This is a genomic window from Blastococcus sp. DSM 46786 (assembly GCF_900109665.1).
GTDB classification, from domain to species: domain Bacteria; phylum Actinomycetota; class Actinomycetes; order Mycobacteriales; family Geodermatophilaceae; genus Blastococcus; species Blastococcus carthaginiensis.
The window spans coordinates 66,630-90,340 of record NZ_FOAO01000016.1 but is presented as its reverse complement, the minus strand read 5'-3'; the positions used below and the strand labels follow the sequence as shown (position 1 = coordinate 90,340).

General features: G+C 73.8%; 23 protein-coding genes and 1 tRNA gene. 16 read left to right on the top strand and 8 right to left on the bottom strand.

Annotation, left to right across the window (positions count from 1 at the left end; genetic code table 11):
* The first annotated feature begins 42 nt into the window (after positions 1–42).
* From BMW62_RS15400 to BMW62_RS15390, 3 genes are read left to right on the top strand one after another with little or no spacing between them, the layout of a single operon-like run.
* A complete protein-coding gene (locus BMW62_RS15400; RefSeq protein ID WP_091932257.1) occupies positions 43–1,080 on the top strand; it encodes an ABC transporter permease subunit in 1,038 nt (345 codons plus the stop codon).
* Complete coding sequence (locus tag BMW62_RS15395) at positions 1,077–2,147, top strand: ABC transporter ATP-binding protein (protein ID WP_091932255.1); 1,071 nt, start codon at positions 1,077–1,079, stop codon at positions 2,145–2,147. Before BMW62_RS15400 ends, BMW62_RS15395 begins: the two co-directional genes overlap by 4 nt.
* Entirely contained in the window at positions 2,140–3,165 is a 1,026-nt protein-coding gene (locus BMW62_RS15390; RefSeq protein ID WP_091932253.1) for an ABC transporter ATP-binding protein, read from the top strand. The genes BMW62_RS15395 and BMW62_RS15390 overlap by 8 nt, the downstream gene beginning before the upstream one ends.
* 73 nt (positions 3,166–3,238) lie before the next feature.
* Here BMW62_RS15390 and BMW62_RS15385 read toward each other — a convergent pair whose 3' ends face one another.
* Together BMW62_RS15385 and BMW62_RS15380 are read right to left on the bottom strand one after the other, a co-directional pair.
* The gene (locus BMW62_RS15385; RefSeq protein ID WP_091932251.1) at positions 3,239–4,441 is read right to left on the bottom strand and encodes an MFS transporter; all 1,203 of its coding nucleotides are present in this window, start codon (positions 4,439–4,441) and stop codon (positions 3,239–3,241) included.
* A complete protein-coding gene (locus tag BMW62_RS15380; protein WP_091932249.1) occupies positions 4,438–5,241 on the bottom strand; it encodes an IclR family transcriptional regulator domain-containing protein in 804 nt (267 codons plus the stop codon). Before BMW62_RS15380 ends, BMW62_RS15385 begins: the two co-directional genes overlap by 4 nt.
* A 201-nt stretch (positions 5,242–5,442) precedes the next feature.
* Here BMW62_RS15380 and BMW62_RS15375 point away from each other — a divergent pair, with 201 nt between their 5' ends.
* The 4 genes from BMW62_RS15375 (at position 5,443) to BMW62_RS15360 (ending at position 8,905) form a co-directional block, all read left to right on the top strand.
* Positions 5,443–6,411, top strand: a complete 969-nt coding sequence (locus BMW62_RS15375) for an ABC transporter substrate-binding protein (protein WP_091932247.1) — start codon at positions 5,443–5,445, stop codon at positions 6,409–6,411.
* 74 nt (positions 6,412–6,485) lie between these two features.
* The gene (locus BMW62_RS15370; RefSeq protein WP_170852414.1) at positions 6,486–7,253 is read left to right on the top strand and encodes an ABC transporter permease; all 768 of its coding nucleotides are present in this window, start codon (positions 6,486–6,488) and stop codon (positions 7,251–7,253) included.
* A complete protein-coding gene (locus tag BMW62_RS15365) occupies positions 7,250–8,023 on the top strand; it encodes an ABC transporter permease (RefSeq protein WP_244524068.1) in 774 nt (257 codons plus the stop codon). The genes BMW62_RS15370 and BMW62_RS15365 overlap by 4 nt, the downstream gene beginning before the upstream one ends.
* Before the next feature lie 30 nt (positions 8,024–8,053).
* Positions 8,054–8,905 carry an ABC transporter ATP-binding protein gene (locus BMW62_RS15360; protein WP_091932243.1) on the top strand — a complete coding sequence of 284 codons (852 nt, stop codon included), beginning with the start codon at positions 8,054–8,056 and terminating at the stop codon, positions 8,903–8,905.
* A gap of 165 nt (positions 8,906–9,070) precedes the next feature.
* Here the strand turns inward: BMW62_RS15360 and BMW62_RS15355 are convergent, their stop codons facing one another.
* On the bottom strand, positions 9,071–10,138 hold the full coding sequence (locus tag BMW62_RS15355; protein ID WP_091932241.1) for an alpha/beta hydrolase: 1,068 nt from the start codon (positions 10,136–10,138) through the stop codon (positions 9,071–9,073).
* A 343-nt stretch (positions 10,139–10,481) separates the two neighbouring features.
* Here BMW62_RS15355 and BMW62_RS15350 point away from each other — a divergent pair.
* The 3 genes from BMW62_RS15350 to BMW62_RS15340 all read left to right on the top strand — a co-directional run bounded on the left by BMW62_RS15350 (position 10,482) and on the right by BMW62_RS15340 (position 14,402).
* A tRNA-Ser gene (locus tag BMW62_RS15350) sits at positions 10,482–10,569 on the top strand.
* A 368-nt stretch (positions 10,570–10,937) separates the two neighbouring features.
* Complete coding sequence (locus BMW62_RS15345; RefSeq protein WP_170852413.1) at positions 10,938–13,202, top strand: immune inhibitor A domain-containing protein; 2,265 nt, start codon at positions 10,938–10,940, stop codon at positions 13,200–13,202.
* 354 nt (positions 13,203–13,556) lie between these two features.
* The gene (locus BMW62_RS15340; protein ID WP_244524074.1) at positions 13,557–14,402 is read left to right on the top strand and encodes a hypothetical protein; all 846 of its coding nucleotides are present in this window, start codon (positions 13,557–13,559) and stop codon (positions 14,400–14,402) included.
* Positions 14,403–14,526: 124 nt separating this feature from the next.
* On the opposite strand, the gene BMW62_RS15335 is transcribed toward BMW62_RS15340, so the two are convergent.
* A complete protein-coding gene (locus BMW62_RS15335; RefSeq protein ID WP_211435148.1) occupies positions 14,527–15,531 on the bottom strand; it encodes a helix-turn-helix transcriptional regulator in 1,005 nt (334 codons plus the stop codon).
* A gap of 20 nt (positions 15,532–15,551) precedes the next feature.
* Here BMW62_RS15335 and BMW62_RS15330 point away from each other — a divergent pair, with 20 nt between their 5' ends.
* On the top strand, positions 15,552–16,694 hold the full coding sequence (locus BMW62_RS15330; protein WP_091932239.1) for an epoxide hydrolase family protein: 1,143 nt from the start codon (positions 15,552–15,554) through the stop codon (positions 16,692–16,694).
* 69 nt (positions 16,695–16,763) lie between these two features.
* On the opposite strand, the gene BMW62_RS15325 is transcribed toward BMW62_RS15330, so the two are convergent.
* Genes BMW62_RS15325 through BMW62_RS15315 form a run of 3 tightly spaced genes read right to left on the bottom strand, consistent with a single transcriptional unit; the run spans position 16,764 to position 18,953 of the window.
* Positions 16,764–17,885: an NAD(P)/FAD-dependent oxidoreductase gene (locus BMW62_RS15325; RefSeq protein WP_091932374.1), complete on the bottom strand. Its 1,122-nt coding sequence runs from the start codon at positions 17,883–17,885 to the stop codon at positions 16,764–16,766.
* Between the two features lie 29 nt (positions 17,886–17,914).
* Positions 17,915–18,487, bottom strand: coding sequence for an LOG family protein (locus BMW62_RS15320; RefSeq protein WP_091932237.1), 573 nt, complete (start codon positions 18,485–18,487; stop codon positions 17,915–17,917).
* A gap of 7 nt (positions 18,488–18,494) precedes the next feature.
* Positions 18,495–18,953, bottom strand: coding sequence for a MaoC family dehydratase (locus BMW62_RS15315; RefSeq protein ID WP_091932235.1), 459 nt, complete (start codon positions 18,951–18,953; stop codon positions 18,495–18,497).
* A 238-nt stretch (positions 18,954–19,191) separates the two neighbouring features.
* Between BMW62_RS15315 and BMW62_RS15310 the strand changes: the two genes are divergently transcribed.
* From BMW62_RS15310 to BMW62_RS15295, 4 genes are all read left to right on the top strand, one after another.
* Positions 19,192–19,686, top strand: coding sequence for an NUDIX domain-containing protein (locus tag BMW62_RS15310; protein WP_091932233.1), 495 nt, complete (start codon positions 19,192–19,194; stop codon positions 19,684–19,686).
* Positions 19,687–19,695: 9 nt separating this feature from the next.
* Positions 19,696–20,583: a 1,4-dihydroxy-2-naphthoyl-CoA synthase gene (locus BMW62_RS15305; RefSeq protein WP_091932232.1), complete on the top strand. Its 888-nt coding sequence runs from the start codon at positions 19,696–19,698 to the stop codon at positions 20,581–20,583.
* Between the two features lie 14 nt (positions 20,584–20,597).
* Entirely contained in the window at positions 20,598–20,930 is a 333-nt protein-coding gene (locus tag BMW62_RS15300; protein ID WP_091932230.1) for a hypothetical protein, read from the top strand.
* A 135-nt stretch (positions 20,931–21,065) separates the two neighbouring features.
* Positions 21,066–21,659, top strand: a complete 594-nt coding sequence (locus tag BMW62_RS15295) for a TetR-like C-terminal domain-containing protein (protein WP_091932228.1) — start codon at positions 21,066–21,068, stop codon at positions 21,657–21,659.
* Positions 21,660–21,682: 23 nt separating this feature from the next.
* On the opposite strand, the gene BMW62_RS15290 is transcribed toward BMW62_RS15295, so the two are convergent.
* The gene (locus BMW62_RS15290) at positions 21,683–22,393 is read right to left on the bottom strand and encodes a TetR/AcrR family transcriptional regulator (protein WP_091932226.1); all 711 of its coding nucleotides are present in this window, start codon (positions 22,391–22,393) and stop codon (positions 21,683–21,685) included.
* A 180-nt stretch (positions 22,394–22,573) separates the two neighbouring features.
* Between BMW62_RS15290 and BMW62_RS15285 the strand changes: the two genes are divergently transcribed.
* Positions 22,574–23,689: an NDMA-dependent alcohol dehydrogenase gene (locus BMW62_RS15285; RefSeq protein ID WP_091932223.1), complete on the top strand. Its 1,116-nt coding sequence runs from the start codon at positions 22,574–22,576 to the stop codon at positions 23,687–23,689.
* Positions 23,690–23,711 lie beyond the last annotated feature (22 nt).

Genomic DNA, 23,711 nt, shown 5'->3' with positions numbered 1-23,711 from the left:
CCGCCGAGTCCTGCGGGCGACCCACAGCCGAGGCCTGCTGCCATGAGCATCCAGCCGACACCGGGCCCGCCGCCCTACCAGGAGCCGGACGGCGAGCGCCGCCCGGAGACCCCCGAGGAGCCCCCGGGCGGCTCGCCGCAGCGGGAGTCGCGGCCGCCGCCCACGCTGCGCCCGGCCCGCCCGCGCTGGCAGGAGACGCTGAGCCTGCTGGCGCACAACCCGACGGCGGCGATCGCCTCGGTGGTGCTGCTGCTCATCGTGGTCGTGGCGGTCTTCGACGACACGTTCGCGAGCGAGGGAGCCAACGAGATCTCGGTGACCGACCGGCTCCAGCCGCCCAGCTGGGAGCACCCGTTCGGCACCGACGACCTCGGCCGCGACATCCTCAGCCGGGTCATCCTCGGCGCCTCGGTCTCGCTCCGGGTGGGCTTCCTCGCGGTCGGGTTCGCGCTCGTCGTCGGCACCCTGATCGGCCTGCTCGCCGGCTACTACGGCAAACGGGTCGACGACGTCCTGATGCGGTTCATGGACATGCTCTTCGCCTTCCCGGCCGTGCTGCTCGCGATCGCCGTCCTCGCCGTCCGCGGGCCCGGCTCGGGCAACACCGCGCTGGCCATCGGCATCGTCTACACGCCGATCTTCGCCCGGGTCACCCGCGCCAGCGTGCTGGGCGTGCGCGAGGAGGTGTACGTGCGGGCGTCCCGGTCGGTGGGGGCCTCGGACTGGCGGATCCTGACCCGCCACATCCTGCCCAACGCCGCGCCGCCGATCATCGTGCAGACCTCGATCAGCCTGGCGTTCGCGGTGCTGGCCGAGGCGGCGCTGTCGTTCCTCGGCCTGGGCACCCAGCCGCCGAACCCCTCGTGGGGCCTGATGCTGGCCGAGGGGCGCGGCTTCATCGAGCTGGCCTGGTGGCTGGCGTTCTTCCCGGGGATGGCGATCTTCCTGACCGTGCTCTGCTTCAACCTGCTCGGCGACGGGCTGCGCGACGTGCTCGACCCGCGCCAGCGCACCCAGATGGCCGGGGGTTCCCGCGCGGCCGGGGCGGCGGCCGCCGCGGAGACCGGGGGGAACGCGTGACCGCGCCGGTGCTGGAGGTCGAGGACCTGCGGGTGCGGCTGCGCACCCCGCGCGGCCCGGCCGACGTCGTCAACGGGCTGAGCTACACCGTGGGCGCGGGGGAGACCGTCGCCGTCGTGGGGGAGTCGGGCAGCGGCAAGAGCGTCTCGGTGCTGGCGCTGCTCGGCTTGCTCCCCGCCCGGGTGGCCACGGTGACCGGGCGCGCCGTGCTGCAGGGGGAGGACCTGCTGACCATGCCCCCCCAGCGGCTGCGTCAGGTGCGCGGCCCCGGCGCGGGCATGGTGTTCCAGGACCCGATGACGTCGCTCAACCCGGTGCTCACCATCGGCCGGCAGCTGGTCGAGGGCATCCGCGCGCACGGCGACGTCTCCAAGCAGGCGGCGCGCGGGCGGGCGGCTGAGCTGCTGCGCGAGGTCGGGCTCCCCGACCCCGAGCGGGCGCTGGACCGCTACCCGCACGAGCTGTCGGGCGGCATGCGCCAGCGGGTGGTCATCGCGATCGCGCTGAGCAACTCGCCGTCGCTGCTGATCGCCGACGAGGCCACCACGGCGCTGGACGTGACGGTGCAGGCGCAGATCATCGACCTGGTCGAGAAGCTGCAGGACGAGCACGGTACCGGCGTCATCTGGATCACCCACGACCTCGGCGTGGTCGCCGGCATCGCCGACCGCGTGCTGGTGATGTACGGCGGCCGGTGCGTCGAGGACGGCACGGTCGACGACGTCCTCGAGCGCCCGGCGCACCCGTACACGCGCGGGCTGCTCGGCTCGCTGCCCGACCTCGCCGCGCCGGTGGGCCCCGACGGCGAGGTGCCCGAGCTCACGGCCGTCCCGGGGCTGCCGCCGCCGCCCACCGACCTCCCGCCGGGCTGCGTCTTCTGGCCGCGCTGCCCGGTGCGGGCCGATCCGCGCTGCGAGACCGAGCAGCCGCCGCTGGCGGTCGTCTCCCGCGCCGCGGCGGCCGGGCCGGGCGGCGCCACCGCCTCCGGCGCGCACGCGGGCGACGGTGCCGGGCTGCCGCACCGGGCGGCGACCTGGTGCGCCGAGGAGGAGGTGCCCCGTGGGTGACGTCCTGGTCTCCGCCCGCGGGCTGGAGGTGCACTTCCCCGTACGCGGCAAGGGGAAGGCGGCCGGCGTGCTGCGCGCCGTCGACGGGGTGGACCTCGACGTGCTGCGCGGCGAGACGCTCGGCCTGGTGGGCGAGTCCGGCTGCGGGAAGTCCACACTGGGCAACGCGCTGCTGCGGCTGGTGCCGCCGACGGGGGGCAGCGTGACCTTCGACGGCACCGACGTCACCTCGCTGGACCGCCGCGGGCTCAAGGAGATGCGCCGGCGGGCCGGGATGGTGTTCCAGGACCCGTTCGCCTCCCTGGACCCGCGGCGCACCGTCGCCCAGACCGTCAGCGAGCCGCTGGAGGTGCACGGGCTCCGCTCGGGCAAGCGGGAGCGGGCCACCCGCGTCGCGGAGCTGCTGGAGCTGGTCGGCCTGGACCCGGCGGTTGCGGGGCGCTACCCGCACGAGTTCTCCGGTGGTCAGCGCCAGCGCGTCGGCATCGCCCGGGCGCTGGCCGGCGAGCCGGACTTCCTGGTGTGCGACGAGGCGATCGCCTCCCTCGACGTGAGCGTGCAGGCCCAGGTGCTCAACCTGCTGCGCCGGCTGCAGCGGCAGCTGGGGCTCACGCTGCTGTTCATCTCCCACGACCTCTCCGCCGTCCGGCACATCTCCGACCGGATCGCCGTCATGTACCTGGGGCGGATCGTGGAGATCGGGCCGGCGGCAGCCGTGGGCAGCGACCCGCAGATGCCCTACACCCAGGCCCTGCTGTCGGCGGTGCCCGTGCCGCACCCGGCCAAGGAGCGGGCGCGGGAGCGGATCGTGCTGCGCGGCGACGTCCCCTCGCCGTCCGACGTCCCCTCGGGCTGCCGGTTCCGCACCCGCTGCCCGTACGTGTTCGAACCGTGCGACGACGTCGACCCGGCGCTGCAGCCGGCCGGCGCCCCCGGCCAGCTCGCGGCCTGCCACCTGCACGGCGTCGAGGGCACGCCGGTCACCCGCACCCCCGAGGGCGTCACCGCCGACCCCTGACCGGCGCCGGCGAGCGCCGGTGGCCGGTTCCGGTGCGTTGCACTCCGCACCGGCGCCCGACGTCGGGCGGGGCTCAGACCGACTCGCCGACCAGCCGGGGGCGGGCGGCGGCCAGCCCGACGGTGAGCTGGGCGACCACGACGGCGAGCAGCAGCCAGAGCCCGGGCGCCCACCCGCCGGTCACCTCGTGCAGCAGCCCGACGGCGAGGGGCCCGGTCGCGGCCACCAGGTACCCCACGCTCTGCGCGGAGGCCGAGAGCCGTCCGGTCTGGCCGACGTCGCGGGTGCGCTGCAGGATCAGCGTCATCGCCAGCGGGAAGGCGATGCCGGTGCCGACGCCGTAGAGCAGGGTCCACAGCAGCGGGGCGGCCGCCGGGGCGACCAGCAGGCCGGTGATGCCGGCGAGCACCGGGAGCGTGCCGGCCAGCACCCACGCGCCCTGGCCCGGGCGGCGCGCGGCCAGCGGGGGGACGACGAGCGACGCGGGGAGGCCCAGCGCGGCGGCGAGCGCCAGCAGGCCGCCGGCGGCCACCGGCGAGACGCCGGCCTCGGCCTCCAGCACCTCGGCCAGCCAGGTGAGCATCGCGTAGAACGACAGCGACTGGAACCCGAAGAAGAGCGTCACCGCCAGCGCCACCCGGTCGCGGAGCACGGCGGTGCGGGCGCCTGCCGGGGCCGCCGGCGGGGGCGGGACCGCCCGGCGCGCGCGGGTGAGCGCGGCCATCCCGAGCAGCGCCGCCAGCACCGGGACCACCCACAGCAGCAGGCCGGTGACGGCGCTGCCACCGGCCGCGGCCAGCGGCTGGGCCAGCCCCGCGCCGATGCTCGCCGAGGCGGCCATGGCGGCGACGATCATCCCGAGCACCACGGCGCTGCGGTTGCCGTACTCCGCGCGGGCCGCGGCCGGCAGGAGCACGTTGGCCACGGCGATGCCGCCGGTGAGCAGCACCGTGCCCGCGAACAGCCCCGGGACGCCGGCCAGCCGCAGCACGATGCCGGCCGCCAGCGCGACGACGCCGAGCAGCACGGCCCGGTGCACCCCCAGCCGGGCGGCCAGGGCCGGCGCGAACGGCGAGACCAGCCCGAAGCAGACCAGCGGGAGCGCGGTGACGACCGCCAGCGCGCCGGTGGAGAGGGTCAGCTCGTCGCCGAGCTCGGCGAGCAGCGGGCCGACGGCGGCGAACGGCGCGCGCAGGCACAGCGCGACCAGCACGAGGGCGGCGGCCGGGAGCGCCAGCCGCCAGGCGGTGCGCCGCCGGGTGGCGGGGGCGGTCACGAGCGGGTGCTGCGGCCGAGATCGTGCCCGATCTGGGCGGCGGTCTCCAGCAGCGGCGGCACGTACTCGTGCTCGAGCCTCGCCGGCGAGGTGCGGCTGGCGCTGACCGACAGGTTGACGGCCGCGACGACGGCGCCGGACCGGTCGCGGACGGGGGCGGCGGCGGAGCGCAGGCCCTCCTCCAGCTCCTGGTCGACCATCGCGAAGCCGCGTTCCCGCACCTCGTCGAGCACCTTCCGCAGCACCCCGGGATCGGTGACGGTGTGCCCGGTGAGCGGTGCCAGGCGGGCCCGGTCGAGGTAGGCGGCCAGCTCGTCGTCGGGGAGCCCGGCGAGCAGCACCCGCCCCATCGAGGTCGCGTACGCGGGGAACCGGGTGCCGACGGTGATCATCACGGTCATGATCCGCTTGGTGTGCACCCGCGCGACGTAGACCACGTCGTCGCCGTCGAGGACCGACAGGGACGAGGACTCCTCCACCCGCTGCACGAGCGCCTCCAGGTGCGGCTGCGCGACCTCGGGCAGGGTGAGCCCCGAGAGGTAGGAGTAGCCGAGCTCCAGCACGCGGGGCCGGAGGGAGAACTCCCGTCCCTCGGCGCGCACGTAACCCAGCTGGACGAGGGTCAGCAGGAAGCGCCGGGCCGCCGCCCGGGTCAGCCCGGTGGCCCGGGCGACCTCGCTGAGCTGCAGGCGCGGGTGCTCGGCGTCGAAGGCACGGATCACGGCGAGGCCGCGGTCGAGCGACTGCACGAACGTGCCGTCGCGGGTGGGCGCCGGACGCTCGTCGGGCACGGATGTCACGGCGCACGCTCCTGTCCGAGAATGGTGAGCGGCCACACCTTACGGTGCGCATGCTGAACACTAGTGCGCAGTGCGTACCGATGACGGTCCGGTCACGACCGATTGACGTGACCACACCCACGTGCGAGCGTTCGTAGAGCACACAGCCGTTCGCAGAGCGAACGGTTTCGGACGTCCCGGTCGTCGATCGAAGGAGATCCCATGCGTCGCACCGTGGCTGCGCTCGTGGCCGCCCCCCTGCTGCTCGTCGCCGCCTGCGGCGGCTCGGACGACGAGCCGGGCACCAGTGCCGGCGGCGAGGGCGGCGGGCTGGAGCAGGTGTCGGTCGGGGTCATCCCGATCGTCGACGTGTCGCCGATCTACCTCGGTCAGCAGCAGGGCTTCTTCGAGGAGTGCGGGCTCGAGCTCACGCTCGAGACCGGCCAGGGCGGTGCCGCCATCGTCCCCGCGGTGGTGAGCGGTCAGTCGGAGTTCGGCTTCAGCAACATCACCTCGCTGCTGCTCGCCGCGAGCGAGGGCCTGCCGCTGCAGGTGGTCGCCAACGGCGTCGCCTCCACGGGTGAGCAGGGTGCGGACTTCGGCGCCGTGGTCGCCAGCCCCGACAGCGGCATCACCGGTCCGGCCGACCTGGCCGGCCGGACCGTGGCGGTCAACACGCTGAACAACATCGGGACGACGACGGTGCGCGAGTCGGTGCGTGCCGCGGGCGGAAACCCCGACAGCGTCGACTTCGTGGAACTGCCGTTCCCGGAGATGGCCGCCGCCCTCCAGCAGGGCAACGTGGACGCCGCCTGGGTGGTCGAGCCGTTCGTGGCCGTCGCCACCGACGCCGGCGCGCAGGTGGTGGCCTCGAACTTCGTCGACACCGCCGACGACCTCACCGTGGCCGCGTACTTCACCAGCGAGCAGTACGCCCAGGAGAACCCCGAGGCCGTCGAGTGCTTCAGCGACGCGATGGCGCAGTCGCTGGAGTACGCGCAGGAGAACCCGGACGCCGTCCGCGAGATCCTCGGTGAGTACACCCAGATCGACCCGGCTATCGCCGAGGCGATGACGCTGCCGGCCTGGCCGGCCGAGATCAACCGCGACTCGGTGCAGACGCTCTCCGACCTGGCGGTCGAGGACGGGCTGCTCGACGAGGCTCCGGACCTGGACGCCCTGCTGCCGTGACCGGTTCGACCGCCACCCGCACGCCGACGGGTCCGGCGTCGCCGGCCCGCTCCCCAGGAGCGGGCCGGCGGCCCGTGCCGACCTGGGCCCTCGGGCTGCTCGGCCTGCTCGCCCTGGTCGCGCTGGTCGAGCTCGCCCCGCGGATCGGCCTGGTCCCGCGGCGCTGGTTCCCGCCGTCGTCGGAGATCGGCGCGGAGCTCGTCGCGCAGTTCGGCCGGCCCGAGTTCTGGACCGCGGTCCTGGAGACCCTCAAGGGCTGGGCGATCGGCCTGGCCGTCGCCGCGGTCGCCGGCGTGCTGCTGGGGCTGCTGCTGGGCACGTTCCGGTTCGCCCGGGAGTTCTCCGCGTCCACGATCGAGTTCCTGCGGCCGATCCCGTCGGTGGCGCTCATCCCGATCGCCGTCCTGCTGTACGGGAACGACCTGGAGAGCGAGCTCCTGCTGGTCGTCTACGCGTCGTTCTGGCAGATCCTCATCCAGGTGCTCTACGGGGTGCAGGACGTCGACCCCGTCGCCCAGGACACCGCCCGCGCCTACGGGCTCGGCCCCTGGGCCCGGGTCCGGTACGTCACCTGGCCCACCGCGCTGCCCTACGTCATGACCGGCCTGCGCCTGGGCGCCGCGGTCGCGCTGATCCTCGCGGTCACCGCCGAGCTGGTCATCGGCACGCCGGGGCTGGGTCAGCTGCTCGCCACGGCCCAGAGCAGCGGCGCGGTCGTGGCCGCCTACGCGATCGTCGTGACCACGGGCATCCTCGGCGTGATCGTCAACCTGGTCTTCCGGGCCGTCGAGCGGCGGGCGCTGTCGTGGCACCCGTCCCAGCGAGCGGAGGTGGCGGCGTGAGCGTGCTGCGCCGGGTCGCGATGACCCTCGGCCTGCCGGTGATCCTGCTCGCCGCCTGGTGGTTCGCCAGCGCCGGCAGCACGAGCTTCTTCTTCCCGCCGCTGTCGGAGATCCTCGACAGCCTGGTCGAGGAGTGGTTCGGCCCGCGGCTGGCCGCCGACGTCTGGCCCAGCCTCTACCGGCTGGCCGCCGGGTACGCGCTCGCCGTCGTGGTGTCCCTGGCGCTCGGCGTGCTCATCGGCACCTCGCGCACCGTGCGGGCGCTGACCGAGCCCGTCTTCGAGTTCTTCCGGGCCATCCCGCCGCCGGTGCTCGTGCCGATCTTCATCCTGCTGTTCGGCCTGGGTGACGGCATGAAGATCGTCGTCATCGCCTTCGGCTGCATGTGGCCGATCCTGCTGAACACCGTCGAGGGCGTGCGGGCCGTCGACGAGGTGCTCAGCGACACCGGCCGGGTCTACGGCCTCCGCGGGTGGTCGCGGCTGCGGCGCCTCGTGCTGCCCAGTGCCAGCCCGCAGATCTTCGCCGGACTCCGCCAGGGGCTCTCGGTCGCGATCATCCTCATGGTGATCAGCGAGCTGTTCGCCGCCGAGAACGGGCTGGGTTACGCCGTCGTCCAGGCGCAGCGCAGCTTTGCGATCCCCGAGACGTGGGCGGGGATGCTCATGCTCGGCCTGCTCGGCTTCCTGCTGTCGCTGCTGTTCCGCCTCGTCGAGAGCCGGCAGCTCGCCTGGTACCACGGCCTGCGCCGCGCCCAGCGCTCCTCCTGACCTCCGCGATCTCCCGGAAGGGGAACCCCCGTGCTCGACGTCCGTGGCATCCAGAAGGTCTACGAGAGCAAGGACCGCACGGTCGAGGCCGTCCGCGACCTGACGTTCACCCTCCCGGCGGGTGAGCTGGCGTGCCTCGTCGGCCCGTCCGGCTGCGGCAAGACGACGCTGCTGAAGATCATGTCCGGCCTGCTGGAGCCCACCTCCGGTGAGGTCCGCATGGAGGGCGAGGTCGTGAACGGCCCGCCGCCGGGCATGGCCGTGGTGTTCCAGGAGTACGGGCGGAGCCTCTTCCCCTGGATGACGGTGCGCGACAACGTCGAGCTGCCGCTCAAGCAGAAGAAGCTGCCGGCGGCCCGCCGGAAGGAGTTGGTCGAGGAGTCGCTGGCCGCGGTGGGCCTGGCGGAGGCGCACGCGGCGTACCCGTGGCAGCTCTCCGGCGGCATGCAGCAGCGGGTGGCCATCGCCCGCGCGGTCGCCTACGAGCCGCACGTGCTGCTCATGGACGAGCCTTTCGCGGCGGTCGACGCGCAGACCCGCGCCGACCTCGAGGACCTCATCCGCGACCTCTGGCACCGGTTCCAGGTGACCACGCTGTTCGTCACGCACGACATCGACGAGGCGGTCTACCTCGGCCAGCGGGTGCTGATCCTCTCCAACTCACCGACGGTGATCCGCGACGACCTCACCATCGACCTGCCCGACGAGCGCGACCAGCTCACCACCCGCTCCTCGCCGCGCTTCGCCGAGCTGCGGGCGCGTGTCTACGAGCAGATCCACCGGGCCAAGGACGAGCAGGACGCCGCGGACACCGCGCAACCGGCGGCGGCGAGTCCGGTGACCGGCCCCGCACCGGCGGCCCCCGACCACTCGGGGTTCTGACGCCGCCGAGGTCGGCCCGCTGCCCGACTTCCGGGAAGTAGGTCCCCAGAGGGCCGTCCGGGGCCCGACCTCCGCGAAGTCGGGTGCCGGCGGACGCCTCTCGTCGACGGCGAACGGCGTGCGCCCGGGCCACCTACCGGCCCGGGCGCACGCCGTCCCACGACGTCAGCGGCCGGCCCGCTCCGCCTGGGCGAAGCCGAGGCGCAGGAACCGGTCGATGTCGTGCCAGGTCGGGGAGGCACGGTGGACGACCCGCTCGCGGCCGAAGGCGTTGGTGAGCCACGTCGTCGACTCCCGGGCGCCGAGGACCTCGTCGACCGAGTGGCCGGCGCCCGGCACGAGCGTGAACCGGGCCTCGTTCCCCGCGGCCGTCGTCGTGTCGTAGACGAGCTGGCTCTGGTTGTAGGGCAGCAGCGCGTCGGCCAGGCCGTGGAGCACCCAGATCGGGATCTCGTCGCCCTCGATGTAGCTGCTCGGGTCGGCCGCCTCGGTCTCCGCCGGGCAGGCCTGGATGCTCACCAGCTGGGTCGGGAAGACCTCGCCGGGGCACTCGATCAGCCGGCTCTCGGGCGACCCGGGAGCGTCGTGGGGGTAGATCCCCGGCGCCATCGGCAGGTCGTTCGCCGCCGCGAACGTGTCCATGGAGAGGAAGTCCGTCGGCGGGAAGAACGGCACGGCGACCTGGACGGCGCTGGACGTGCCGTCCACGCCGGTCTCACCGGGAAGCTCGAGGATGTCGCTCGTGGTCGCGGCGAACGCGGCCGACCAGCCGCCCGACGAGTTGCCCAGGAACGCGAAGCGGTCCGGGTCGAGGCCGTACTCGTCGGCGTTCTCCCGCAGGTGGCGGACGGCGGCGCGGACGTCGTGGCCCTGCGCCGGGAAGCGGGCGTCGAAGCTGGAGCGCACGTTGATCGCCGCGACGGCGTAGCCGCGACCGGTGAACTCCTCGACGACGTCCAACGCCTGCTCGCCGGTCTTGACGTCGTTGCTGAACCAGGCCGAGCCCGAGTGCCAGATCACCAGCGGCAGCTCGCCCTTCCCGCGGGCGGCCGGCAGGTGCAGGTCGAGCAGGTTGCCGGGGGTCGCGGGCCCGTAGGCCAGATCGCTGATCACGGTGGGCTCGCCCTGCGGCGGCGCTGCCTGGGCCGGTGCGGCCAGGGTGAGGGCGAGCATTGCGGCGAGGCCGCAGCCGGCCGCGAGCCCCTTCCGTGCGTGCCGTGCGCTGGGGTTCATGGCGTCGAGCTCCGTTCGCTGGTGCGGATCCGGGGTCCTGTGACGCTAGGCACACTCCCGTGGCATGACGAAGCCCGACTTCCACTCCCCGGAACGGTCCCGCGAACCGGCGGGGCTGTCGCCGAGATCCGCCACATCGGGCTCCCGATCGGTCCGCGACGCCCGCTCCGCCGTATCTCGACGTGCGGCGACCCGGCGCCCTTCCGGAGGGCGGCCGCCGGACTCCCGGGGGCGACCGCGCTCGTGTCACGGTGTACCGCCGCGGCGGCCTGCGCACCGGACAGGGCCCGCGACCCGCCGCCCCGCGCACCGGCCGGGGCACGCACTAGCCTCGACGGCGCCAGGAGGGCTCGCATAGTGGCCTAGTGCGGCGGTCTTGAAAACCGCTAAGGGGTAACCCCTCTTCGTGGGTTCGAATCCCACGCCCTCCGCCGTGTGATGTCGCACGACATCGGCACAGCCCGGACCCACGATTCGTGGGTCCGGGCGTTCGTCATCCGCGGCGGTCCCACCCCCCGCTGGCTGTGGTGAGGGTCTCAGATCAGCGCCTTGCGTCCCATTGGCTGAGACACTGCAGGGTCGATTCCGAGGGTTCCGAAACTGTTTCGCAAAGGTAAAGAAGCAGGTCGCCCCGGGAGTTGTCGATCACCGGGCTCCATCCGGTGCGTGACCGGTCCGTACCGCTCTGTGGACAGAGTTGCGAGGCTCACCTAACGTCCCGGCCGACCGCCCGCGAGGGCCGCCGGTGGCTCCCCGCCGGTCGGCTGGACGGTCTTCCTCTGACCCAGGAGACGCATCCTTGAAGAGAGCTCTGGCCGTCGTCGCCGGCGCCGCCCTGGTCATGGCGGTTCCCGTGACGGCTTCCGCCGCACCCCCCGCTGAAGACGCCCCCGCGACGCCTCAGCGCGCGCACGACCTGCCCAACCCGCTCGCCGAGACGCAGCAGGAGCTGCGCGCCGAGGCTCTCGAGCAGGTGCTCACCGGGCAGGCCACGCCGCGTGGCAACAACAAGGTCGTCGAGGTCGCCCGCGGCCGCTACGTCGAGCTGGCCCAGGAGGACAGCGACGCGATCTGGACCGTCCTCGGCGAGTTCAGCGACCTGCCGCACAACTCGATCCCCGAGCCCAAGCGGTCGGTCGACAACACCACCATCTGGACGCCGGACTTCTCCCAGGGCTACTTCGACACCCTGCTCTACAGCACCGCTCCCGGCGTCAACTCGGTGGCGAACTTCTACGAGCAGCTCTCCTCGGGCCGCTACACCGTCACCGGTGAGGTCGAGGACTGGGTGCGGGTGCCGGGCACCGGCGCCTCCTACGGCGACAACGACCTGGGCGACAGCGCCGTCTGGGGCTTCATCAACGACTCGACCACCGCCTGGTACGACGGGCAGATCGCCTCGGGCAAGACCCCGGAGCAGATCGACGCGTACCTCTCGCAGTTCGACGTCTGGGACCGCTACGACTCCGACGGCGACGGCAACTTCGACGAGGCCGACGGCTACATCGACCACTTCCAGGCCGTGCACTCCGGTGAGGGCGAGGAGGTCGGCGGCGGCGTCCTCGGCGACGACGCCATCTGGAGCCACCGCTGGTACAACCAGACCAGCCGGATCGGCGTCGCCGGCCCGACCGTGAACGGGGCGGTCAACCCGCTGGGCGGTGCGCCGGTCGGCGGCTCGAAGTACTGGATCGGTGACTACACCGTCGAGCCCGAGAACGGCGGCGTCGGCGTCTTCGCCCACGAGTTCGCCCACGACCTCGGTCTGCCCGACCTCTACGACACCTCGGGCAACAGCGGCGGCGCGGAGAACAGCACCGCCTTCTGGACCCTGATGAGCTCCGGCTCCTACGGCAGCTCGGGTCGTCCGCAGGACGGCATCGGCACCCAGCCGATCCACATGGGTGCCTGGGAGAAGCTGCAGCTCGGCTGGCTGGACTACGAGGTCGTGGCGCCCGGCGAGAGCGCGAACCTGCGCCTGGGCCCGTCCGCCTACAACTCCAAGGAGAACCAGGCCGCCGTCGTCGTCCTCCCGGACAAGGAGGTCACCGCGACGATCGGCACGCCGTTCGAGGGCGAGGACTTCTGGTACTCCGGCTCGGGCGACAACCTCGACCGCAGCATGCTGGCCGCCAAGCCGGCCGGTGCCGGTGAGCTGACCGCCAAGGTCAGCTACCAGATCGAGCAGGACTGGGACTACGCCTACGCCGTGTACTCCACCGACGGCGGCAGCACCTTCACCTCGATCCCGACGAACCTGTCGACGACGACCGACCCCAACGGCCAGAACTTCGGCCAGGGCATCACCGGCACCACGGGTGGCGAGTGGGTGGACCTGACGGCGAGCCTGGCGGACGTGCCCGACGGCGCGCTGATCGGCTTCCGCTACTGGACCGACGGCGCGGCGACCGAGCCCGGCCTGCAGGTCGACGCCGTGGCCGTGGACGACGCCTCGGTGACCGAGTGGACGCTGGACGGCTTCGAGGTGACCACGGGCACGACGACGAACTCGTACTTCAACGCCTACATCCTGGAGAACCGGGCCTACACCGGCTACGACACCGGGCTGAAGACGGGGCCGTACAACTTCGGTGACCCGCGCCGGCCGAACTGGGTGGAGCACTTCCCCTACCAGGACGGTCTGCTGATCAGCTACTGGAACACCCAGTACAACGACAACAACGTCGGCACCCACCCCGGCGCGGGCCTGCTCCTGCCGGTCGACGCCCACCCGGGCCTGCTCTACGAGCCGACCGACGACGAGGGCGAGGACCGCACCAACGGGGAGAGCTGGCGCGCGCGGGTGCAGTCCTACGACTCCACCTTCGGGCTCCAGCCGACCGACAAGATCACCCTCCACGACCCGGACACCGGTGTGGGCCAGAAGGTCGGCGGCCTCCCGGCCGTCCGGACGTTCGACGACACGCTGGACTGGTGGGTCGCGCCGGGCGAGCAGCCCGACGCCAACGGCTGGACCGGCGTCGACGTGCCGAAGACGGGCACGACGATCACCGTCACCGGGATGAGCGCGCAGGGCGCCCTCATGCAGGTGCGGGTCAACTGACCCGGTAGCGCACCACGCGAACGGCCCGTCGGCACCCGCCGGCGGGCCGTTCCGCGTGCCGGGGCCCGCGCCCGCACCCGCCGCCCGCGCGACATGCCCAGCTGGCGCGCCCACCGGGGTGACCGAGGTCGTGCGGACCGCATATGCCCAGGTCAGGGCCGCCCATGTCGACATGGCGGCGGGTCGGGGGAGGGGTGACCGGACGGTCGCGGGGGCGGTCGCAACGATCGGGTGACGGGCGTTCCGGAGTGGCGTCGAACCCGCCGATGGGGAGGTCGGTGCGCCGTAACTTCTCCCGTGATCGCGGCACCTTCCCCGGCCGCGACGCGCGCACGGAGGAGTCCCCAGGTGATCATGGGCACGATGCTGCTGTGGCCGGCCGCGGCGGTGCTGGGCTTCCTGCTCTGCACGGCGGTGGTGGTCGCGCTCGGCGCCAGCTCCACCGCGCGGTACGAGCACGCCCGCGCCGCCGCCGGCCAGCAGGCCCAGCGCGCGGCGGCGCGCGCCTCGGGCACCCACCCGGCCGGCCGTCGCGCCGCCGCCGCTCCCGCCGGCGGTGGGGACGGGCCGCGGCGCCCCCAGGCGGTCGCCGTCGCCGTCCGGCCCGCCGAGGCCCCGGCCCGCCCGGTCGTCGCCGCCCCGGGCACCGCGCACGCCTGGTGGCTGGTCGACGAGGGGGCGCAGGTGCTGGCCGGCCCGTTCGACGACCGCATCGACGCCGACTGGGCGGCGCTCTCCGGCGGGCTCGCGGCCGTCTCGGTCTACGGCGCCCCGCGCGCCGACGGCAGCGTCGCCCCCCGGCCCTCCCCGGCGGACCGGGCGTGGCTGGCCGAGCTCGGCGACCAGCTCGACCGGCTCCCCGAGGACTGGGACGCGCTGCTCACCGACACCGACCCGCTGACCACCCTGGTCGTGGAGGTCGCCGCGGCGCTGGTCGAGGCGGGGCTGCCGCTGCACGACGCCGCCGGGGCCGGGACGTCCGGCGGGGTCTGCCTGGTGCCCGAGACCGCCTCCTGCGGGGTCCTGGTCAGCTGGCGCACCCACGACCGGATGGGCGTGCAGCTCTCGCGGGGCGACGCGGCCCTGGAGGCGGTGCAGGAGCTCATGGACGCCGCCCTGGCCGACACGCTGGCCGAGCTCGGCTTCGTCGTCCAGACCTTCGGGGCCTCCGGCGTCCCCCTGGTGACGGCGGTGCGCTGACCCGGGAGCCGGCGGAGCACCGACGGACGCTGCAGAGGGAAGAAGCCGGCGAAGCCGTCGAGGCATTCGCGACCCTGGCGGAGACCTCCCTCGACGACATCGTCGAATGACCGGCGGCCGAGATTCACGTCGGGGATGCGCCACCCGCCGCGCGGCGGAACCTCGTCGCGAGGCGATCGAACGCCACCGCGAGCTCGTCTCCGTCGATCACCTCGAGGTCGACGTCGAGCTGTGCCATCCACAGCGCGAGCCGGTCCGGGTCGTCGGAACCCAGCTCGACATGGCACGTGGACTCGTCGACCACCTCGATGTCGACCGGGACGGGGATCTTCGCGGCGACCTCGGCGGCGGGAGCATGCACGAGTACCCGGGCGCGGTACTTCCAGGCCGCCTTGCTGACGCGTCCGACGACGTACTCGACGACATCGTCCTCCGGGAGCACACGCGGCCGGAACCGCGCACCCGTCGGTGCGTGCGGGAGCATGCGGTCGACACGGAAGATCCGCCAGTCGTCACGGTCGAGATCCCATGCGAGCAGGTACCAGAGCGGCCCCCAGCTCACCAGCCGTCGAGGTTCGGTGTGGCGGGCCCCTTCGCTGCCCCCGGGCTTCGTGTACCCGAACCGGAGCCGTTCGTGACCGCGGATCGCGGCAGCGACCGCGCCGAGAACCGAGAGATCGAGCGGCGGCTCGGCCCCTGGGACGACGCTCGTCGCCTCGCGTACCGCCTCGACGCGCCGACGCAGGCGCGAGGGCAGCACCTGCTCCAGCTTCGCGAGCGCGGTGAGCGATGTCTCTTCGACGCCGAGCCTCTGGGTCGCGACCACACCCAGTCCGACCGCGACGGCGACGGCCTCGTCGTCGTCGAGCAGCAATGGGGGCATCGCCGTCCCGGCGGACAGCCGGTACCCGCCCGCGACGCCTGGCCGCGCCTCCACGGGATACCCGAGCGACCGCAGCTTGCCGATGTCGGCGCGCACAGTCCTCGTGCTCACACCGAGCCGGCCGGCGAGCTCGGAGCTCGTCCAGTCGCGCTTGAGCTGGAGCAACGACAGCAGTTGGAGCAGGCGGGCCGAGGTCTCCAACACGTTCCCGATCATCCAGCAATTGCGGAAGCTGACCTGCCGCATTGCCTGGGAACGTCGACGTCATGGACGAGAACAAGGCACTCACACCCTTCCGCATCGACATCCCGCAGGCCGACATCGACGACCTGCGGAACCGGCTGGCACACACGCGCTGGCCGATCCCCGTGCCCGGCCGAGACGATCGCACCGACTTCAGCCGCGGCATCCCGCTGGTGTACCTGGAGGAGCTCGCCGAGTACTGGCGCGACGGGTTCGACTGGCGTGCGCAGGAGGCGAAGCTCAACGAGCACGAACAGTTCACGACGGTCGTCGACGGCCAGACGTTCCACGTCGTCCACGCGCGATCGGCGAACCCGGAGGCCACCCCGCTGATCCTGAACCACGGCTGGCCGGGCTCGTTCGTCGAGTACCAGCGACTCATCCCGCTGCTGACCGACGAGTTCCACGTGGTCATCCCGTCGCTGCCCGGCTTCGGGTTCTCCACCCCGCTGTCAGGGACCGGCTGGGAGCTGGCGCGGACGACGGAGGCATACACCGAGATCATGGCGCGTCTCGGGTACGAGCGGTTCGCGGCCCACGGCACCGATATCGGCTCGGGCGTCACCGGCCGACTCGCGGCCTGCTACCCGGAGCGTGTCATCGGCACGCATGTCGGCTGCGACGGCCGGTTGCTCGGGTTCGTCGGCGACAAGTTCCCCTACCCCGACGGCCTGTCCGATGACGAGATCGCCCAGGTCGAGGCAGTGCGCACCGAGGTTGCGGCCGAGCGCGGGTATCTCGAGATGCAGAACCACCGTCCCGACACGATCGGCGCGGCACTCACCGACTCGCCGGCCGGGCAGCTCGCGTGGATCGCCGAGAAGTTCAGGACCAGGACCAGCGGCGCGTACCGGACGCCGGACGAGTCGGTCGACCGTGACCAGCTCCTCGCGAACGTCAGCCTGTACTGGTTCACCCGCGCCGGCGCGTCGAGCGCGCAGTTCTACTACGAGGGCGAGCGCTCGGGGCTCGACTGGGCCATGGCCGCCGACGTGCCGTCCGGATGGGCCGTGTTCGACACCCATCCGCTCATGCGCCGCGTGATGGACCCGTGGAACGCGATCAGCCACTGGAGCGAGTTCACCGAGGGCGGTCACTTCCCCGCGATGGAGGAGCCCACGTTGCTCGCGGACGACATCCGCACCTTCTTCCGCGGCATCTCCTGACCCCGTGCCAGGTCCGGCGGGCCACGAAGACCGACTCGAGGCCCGCCCGGTCCGGCGCGTCCAGGACCGCTAGGTCCTCGGCAGGTGGCGCGCCGCTCCGGCGAGCGCCCGCAGGGTGAGCCGGCCGTCGGCCAGCCCGAGCCGCACCACGTCGTCGAACACCTGCTGCCGCGCGCCGGCCGAGCGCAGCACCCCATCCATGAGCGCCGGCCGGCGGCTGAGCCAGGACGCCGTCGTGGAGTGCCGCAGGTGCCGGCCCAGACGGCGCCCCAGCGCCTTCCGGTAGGCCGCGCCGGCCTCCGCGCCCGCACCGGCGGCCATGCCGGCCAGGGCCCCCGAGAGCACCGCGTAGAAGATGCCCTCGCCGGTGAGCGGGTTGATCAGCGCGGTCGCGTCGCCGGCGAGCAGCACCCGGCCGTCGGGTTGCCGCGGTCTCCCGGTGCTCAGCGGCAGGCGGTGGGCACGCAGCGCGTCGGGGGCGACGCCGGGCAGCAGGCGGCGCAGCCCGTCCTCCAGGCCGGCCCGGCTGGCACCCCCGGACACCAGCTCCCCGTAGCCCACGTTGGCCCGCCCGTCGCCGAGGGGAAAGGACCAGGCGTAGGCGGGCCAGCGCTGCTCGGTGGTGACGATGACCTGCACCCCGGCCTGCCCCGGGAGCTCGGGGGCGTACCCGCGCAGCGCCACGGCCAGCTCGGTGGGCGCGTTGCGCCGCACCCGCAGCGCGCGGCGGACCACGGACTCTGCGCCATCGGCCCCGATCAGCACCCCGGCGGTGACGGACCCGTCCACCTCGACGCGGTCGGGGCGCACGCGGACCTGCCGCACCTGCTGACGGCGGAGCACCGCCCCCGCGTCCTGGGCCGCCCCGATGAGACGCGCGTCGAGCACCGCGCGCGGGATGACGTGCGAGGGGCGCTCGGTGGCCCGCTCGACGGTGGTCCCGCGCGGCGAGGTCAGCCGCAGCCGCGGGACGGCGGGGAAACCGTCGGTGACGGTGGCCGGCTCCACCCCCAGGCCGGCCAGGACGTCGAACGCCTCGGCGGCGATGCCGTCACCGCAGACCTTGTCGCGGGGGAAGCCGGCCCGGTCCAGCACCAGGACGCGGGCGGCCGGATCGGCCCGCCGGGCGGCCAGGGCGGCAGCGGCGCCGGCCGGCCCCCCTCCGACGACGACGACGTCCCAGTGCTCCACCCGCCCGACGCTAGGTGAGGCTGCCGCGGTCAGGACGACGAGGGCGCCGTCCACTTGCGCGGCGGGTGCACGTAGCCCTCGACGAAGCGCAGCAGGCCGGCGGCGTCGTGCACCACCCCGAGCGCCTCCAGCCGCCGGGCGTCGAGGTACCCGTCGTCGACCATGCGGCGCAGCTGGGCCAGCAGCGGCTGCCAGAAGCCGCCGACGTCCAGCAGCGCCGCCGGCTTGGCGTGCAGCCCGAGCATGCCCCACGTCCAGGCCTCGAAGAGCTCCTCGAGGGTGCCCGCGGCGCCGGGGAGGGCGATGAAGGCGTCGGCGAGGTCGGCCATCAGCGCCTTGCGCTCGTGCATGGTCGCGACCACCTCGAGGCTCGGGAGCCCGGGGTGGGCCAGCTCGTCGTCGACGAGGTGCTGCGGGATGACGCCCACCACCTCACCGCCGGCGGCGAGCGCGGCGTCGGCGACGATCCCCATCAGCCCGACGCGGCCGCCGCCGTAGACGATGCCGACGCCGGCCCGCGCGAGCCCGGTGGCGAAGGCTGCGGCGGCGTCCGCGTGGGCCGGTGGGCCGGCGTGCGACCCGGTGAAGACGGCGATGCGCACCCGGCGTTCAGCCGCCGTAGTAGCGGAAGACCGGCTCGGCGATGCAGACCGGCTTCGCCCCGCCCTCGCGCTCGATCACGGCGCCCAGCGTCACCTGCAGGCCGCCGGTGACCTCCTCGACCGACGTGAGGGTGGCGGTCAGCCGGACCCGGGAGCCCACCGGCACGGGGGAGGGGAAGCGCACCTTGTTCAGGCCGTAGTTCACGCCCATCACGGTGTCGGTCACGGCGAGGACCTGCGACGAGAGCGAGGCCAGCAGCGACAGGGTGAGGTAGCCGTGCGCGATCGGCCCGCCGAAGGGGCTCTCCTTCTCCGCGCGCTCGACGTCGACGTGGATCCACTGGTGGTCGCCGGTCGCGTCGGCGAAGAGGTTCACGTGCTCCTGGGTGACCTCGTACCAGTCGCTCGTGCCCAGCTCGGTGCCGGTGAGCTTGTTCAGCTCGGCCATGGTCGTCGTGGTGCTCATGCGCTCGTCCTCCGGGGTTCCGATGTCGTCCTCAGGAAACTAGTGCCGCGTCACGCAACCTTCGACTGGTCCAAGCTGGGCCGGCTAGCGCTTCGCGTCAGGACAGTGTGCGCAGACGCGCCATTCCCGTGCCGAAAACTGACCATCTGCGCACTCGGTCGCCATCAGCGGCGGCCGGGCGGCCCGGTCCCGCACCCGGGCCGGGCGCGGCGGCGCGCGACCGGGTTGACTGGCCGACGTGCTCTCCTCGACCGACGGCTGGACCGCCTGCGACCAGGGGCACCGCCACTGGGGGCGCGCAGGCGCGGCCGGTCTGCTGATCCACCGCGACGGCCCGGACGGCGTCGAGCTGCTGCTGCAGCACCGCGCCTGGTGGTCCCACCACGGCGGCACGTGGGGCACGCCGGGGGGTGCCCTGCACGCGGGCGAGGCCCCGGCCGACGGCGCCCTGCGCGAGGTGCGGGAGGAGCTGGGGCTCACCGCGGCCGACGTCGTCCTGGGCGCGCAGTCGGTCGACGACCACGGCGGCTGGGCCTACACGACGGTGCTCGCCCGGCCGGTGCGCCGGTTCGAGGCCGTGGAGCTCCGGTTGGACGGCGAGAGCGACGGCGTGGCCTGGGTGCCGCTGGCGGGGCTGTCCGCGGTGGTGCTGCACCCGGGGCTGGCCGCCTCCCTGGACCGGCTGCGGCCCCTCCTCGGGGACGGCGCTGCTCCGCCCCCGACCGCGGGTTAGGTTCGGCGCATGAGCGCCCGCGACGACGTCTCCGAGATCTTCGACAGCTCCGCGTGGGCGCCGGTCGAGGGCTTCGGCTTCACCGACATCACCTACCACCGCGCCGTGGACGCCGGCGTCGTCCGCATCGCCTTCGACCGGCCCGAGGTGCGCAACGCCTTCCGGCCGCAGACCGTCGACGAGCTGATCACCGCGCTGGAGCACGCCCGGCTGTCCACCGACGTCGGGTGCGTTCTCCTCACCGGCAACGGGCCGAGCCCCAAGGACGGCGGCTGGGCCTTCTGCTCGGGCGGTGACCAGCGGGTGCGCGGCAGGTACGGCTACGAGCACAGCGAGGGGTCGAGCGGCCGGCTGCACATTCTCGAGGCGCAGCGGCTGATCCGGTTCATGCCCAAGGTGGTCATCTGCGTCGTCCCCGGCTGGGCGGCCGGCGGCGGGCACAGCCTGCACGTGGTCAGCGACCTCACCCTCGCCAGCGCCGAGCACGCCCGGTTCAAGCAGACCGACGCCGACGTCGGCAGCTTCGACGGCGGCTTCGGCTCGGCGTACCTCGCGCGGCAGGTCGGCCAGAAGTTCGCGCGAGAGATCTTCTTCCTCGGCGAGGAGTACACCGCGGCCGACGCCCACGCGATGGGCATGGTCAACCGCGTCGTCCCGCACGCGGAGCTGGAGGCGACCGCCCTGGACTGGGGCCGGAAGATCGTGGCCAAGTCGCCGACCGCCCAGCGGATGCTGAAGTACTCGTTCAACCTGATCGACGACGGCCTGGTCGGCCAGCAGCTGTTCGCCGGGGAGACCACCCGGCTGGCCTACATGGCCGAGGAGGCCGTCGAGGGCCGGGACGCCTTCCTGGAGAAGCGCGATCCCGACTTCACCCGTTTCCCCTGGCACGTCTGAACGAGGAGGACCGCATGATCGTCGAGATCGTCACGGGCGCCGACGAGCGCCCCGAGGCACGGGTGGTCGACGTCGACGACCTGGGCAGCCTGCACCTGGCCCTGGGCGTCGTCACCGACGAGGAGGCGGCCGAGGCGCTCGAGCGGTCCGGCCTGGGGCGGCTGCAGGACGCCGAGACGGCGTTCCTGGACGTGGCCGCGCTGCGGGCCGCCGCGGAGCCCCGGGCGACGGCCGGGAACTGGACCACGCGGTGGGACGAGATGATCGCCGGGGCCCGGGCGCAGGGCTGGCTGTCCGACGACGGCGCGAAACTCCAGGTGCACGTCGAGAGCGCCGCGGGGGCCTGAGCAGGGCGGTCGACCGGTCGTGATGGGACTGCGCGGCGACTCATCCGTCCTTTTCATGATCGAGATCGTTGTGGTGGCCCCGTCCGGGAGTCAGGATGTGCCGGTGCATATGAGAAGCCGTGACGGGATCGCGTCGTGAGCGGGACGCCGGGGCGCCCGCTGAGCGCCGAGCTGTCCGAGCAACTGCTCGCCGTGGCCGTCGACATCCTGGCCGACGAGGGCTGGGGGCGCCTGAACAGCGACCGCATCGCTGCCCGCGCCCGCGCGGGGAAGGCCGGCATCTACCGCCGGTGGCCGTCCATGTCGGCGATGGCCCGGGCCGCCGTGAGCCGGTTCGACCTCGTGGTGCTGCCCGAGGACGCCGGATCGCTGCGCGCCGACCTGCTGGGTCTGCTCACCGAGCGCTGGACGCGGCCGCTGGACCGCGAGGAGCGCGCGGTCGCCAGCCTGGTCGGCGCGGCCCGGCACGACGAGGAGCTGCGCGCGGGGCTCGACGAGGCGCTCGTCCGGCCGCTGGCCGCCGCCGTCCAGACCCTCGGCGAGCGCGCCCAGCAGCGCGGGGAGCCCGTGCGGCTCGAGCGGCTGCGGCTCCTCGCCTCGGTGCTCGAGGCCTTCTGGTGGCAGCGCTACCGCATGGCCGAGCCGCTGACGCCCGAGCAGGTCGAGTTCGTCGCCGACGAGGTGCTGCTGCCGCTGCTGCGGCCGGTCGGCGAGATCGTCGCCGCCTGAGCTGCTCCGCGGGGGCAGCCGGCTCAGCAGGCCTGGTGCGCGGGCTGCGGACCGGCCCCGGCAGCGCGCAGCCGCCGCAGGAAGTGGTCGGCGGTCTCCGCGAGCCCGGCGAGCACCTGGTCGGCGAGGCGCCCCAGCTCCTCGCCGACCTGTGCGGCGTCCGCACCGGAGGCGACCGCCGGCCGGTGCCGGAGCAGCAGCGCGCGGACCGCCGAGAGCCACGTGGCGGCCGTGAGCGCGGCGGTGGTGCCCGGGTCCTCCAGCACGAGGCCGTCGTGGGTGGGGCCGGGGTCGGTCCAGGCCTCGGCCAGGGCCTCGGCGAGCAGCCGTTCGCACTCGTTCACCAGGTGGCTCTCGTGCGCGCGCAACGCGGCCGACTCGGCGACGAGCCGCACGTGGCGCCGGTGCGCGGGGTCGTCCAGGGCCACGATCCGGTCGCGGACGAACGCGCTCAGGTACCCGGTCAGCGCCGCGAGCGGGCACTGGGCCGGAGCCCGGTGGCGCACCGCGTCGGCCGGGCCGGAGACCCACGGGGTGCGCCCGTCGAAGAAGAGCTCCTCCTTGGTGGAGAAGTGGTTGAACACCGTCTGGACGGCGACGTCGGCCCGGCGGGCGACGTCGGCGATGGTGACCGCGTCGAAGCCGCGCTCGGCGAACAGCTCGTGGGCCACCGCCCGCACGTGCGCCCGCGTCTGCGCCTTCTTGCGCGCCCGGCGGCCGGTCGGTTCACCCACGGTGCCAGCTTAGGTACTGGACGGTCTCTCTGCTCGGACGACCGACCGACCGGTATGTCCCGCGGTCGGTCCGTCGGGGGTGTGTGCGGCGCCCCCGGATCGACCAGGCACGATGGCCGCGGGCGAACCCGGCCGGAGGGCCCGGGCGCCCGGACGACGACTGCGAGGAGGAGCCGCCCGGTGCGGACGAGAGCTGCGGTGCTGCGCGAGGCCGGGACCGAGTACGAGGTCGTCGACCTGGAGGTGCTCGACCCCGGACCCGGTGAGGTGCTGGTCGAGATGGCCTATGCCGGCCTGTGCCACTCCGACGAGCACCTGCGGCACGCCAACCCCGGCGGGCGGTACCCGATCGTCGGCGGCCACGAGGGTTCGGGCGTCGTGCAGGCCGTGGGCGCCGGCGTCACCGGCGTGGCGCCGGGTGACCACGTCGTCACCAGCTTCCTGCCGGCCTGCGGGCACTGCCGCTCCTGCGCCTCGGGCCGCTCCAACCTGTGCGACAAGGGCGCGACCATCGCCACCGGTCAGCTGCCCACCGGCACCTTCCCGTACCGCCTGGACGGCGAGCCGCTGGGCGGGTTCTGCATGATCGGCGCCTTCGCTCGGCACACCCTGCTCAGCGAGTTCTCCTGCGTGAAGATCGACCCCTGGCTGCCGCTGGACACCGCAGCCCTGGTCGCCTGCAGCGTCCCCACCGGCTGGGGGTCGGCGGTCTACTCCGGCGGCGTCCGGCCCGGGGACACCGTGGTCGTCGTCGGCCTCGGCGGGGTGGGCGTGAACGCCGTGCAGGGCGCGGTGCACGCCGGCGCGATGCACGTCATCGGCGTCGACCCGGTGGCCATGAAGCGGGAGTTCGCCGAGTCGCTGGGCGCCACCCGCACGGTCGCCGACGCCGGGGAGGCGGTCCCGCTCGCCCGCGAGCTGTCCCGTGGCACCGGGGCCGACGTCGTCGTCGTCACGGTGGGGAAGATGACCGCGGAGGTCTTCAAGGCGGCGTCGGCCTGCCTCGGCAAGGGCGGCACCCTGGTGCTGACCGCGCTCGCCGACCGGCCCGACGAGGGGCGCGCGACGCTCAACGGGCAGATCACCACGGTGTTCGAGCACCGGGTGCAGGGCTCGATGTTCGGTTCGTGCAACCCGTTCACCGACATCCCGCGGCTGCTGCGGCTGCACGAGGAGGGCCGGCTGGAGCTCGACCGGCTGATCACCCGCCGCTACGCCCTCGACGAGGTGAACCAGGGGTACCGCGACCAGGGCGCCGGCGAGACCGTGCGGGGCCTGCTCGTCCACGCCGACTGAGAGAACACCCCGCCCCCAGCAC

Bases quoted from the DNA above. Each gene is read 5' to 3' on its own strand.
- BMW62_RS15330 (WP_091932239.1), top strand. From the start codon at position 15,552: ATGGACGAGAACAAGGCACTCACACCCTTCCGCATCGACATCCCGCAG.
- BMW62_RS15315 (WP_091932235.1), bottom strand. From the start codon at position 18,953: ATGAGCACCACGACGACCATGGCCGAGCTGAACAAGCTCACCGGCACC.
- BMW62_RS15400 (WP_091932257.1), top strand. From the start codon at position 43: ATGAGCATCCAGCCGACACCGGGCCCGCCGCCCTACCAGGAGCCGGAC.
- BMW62_RS15340 (WP_244524074.1), top strand. From the start codon at position 13,557: ATGGGCACGATGCTGCTGTGGCCGGCCGCGGCGGTGCTGGGCTTCCTG.
- BMW62_RS15335 (WP_211435148.1), bottom strand. From the start codon at position 15,531: ATGCGGCAGGTCAGCTTCCGCAATTGCTGGATGATCGGGAACGTGTTG.
- BMW62_RS15305 (WP_091932232.1), top strand. From the start codon at position 19,696: ATGAGCGCCCGCGACGACGTCTCCGAGATCTTCGACAGCTCCGCGTGG.
- BMW62_RS15355 (WP_091932241.1), bottom strand. From the start codon at position 10,138: ATGAACCCCAGCGCACGGCACGCACGGAAGGGGCTCGCGGCCGGCTGC.
- BMW62_RS15300 (WP_091932230.1), top strand. From the start codon at position 20,598: ATGATCGTCGAGATCGTCACGGGCGCCGACGAGCGCCCCGAGGCACGG.
- BMW62_RS15375 (WP_091932247.1), top strand. From the start codon at position 5,443: ATGCGTCGCACCGTGGCTGCGCTCGTGGCCGCCCCCCTGCTGCTCGTC.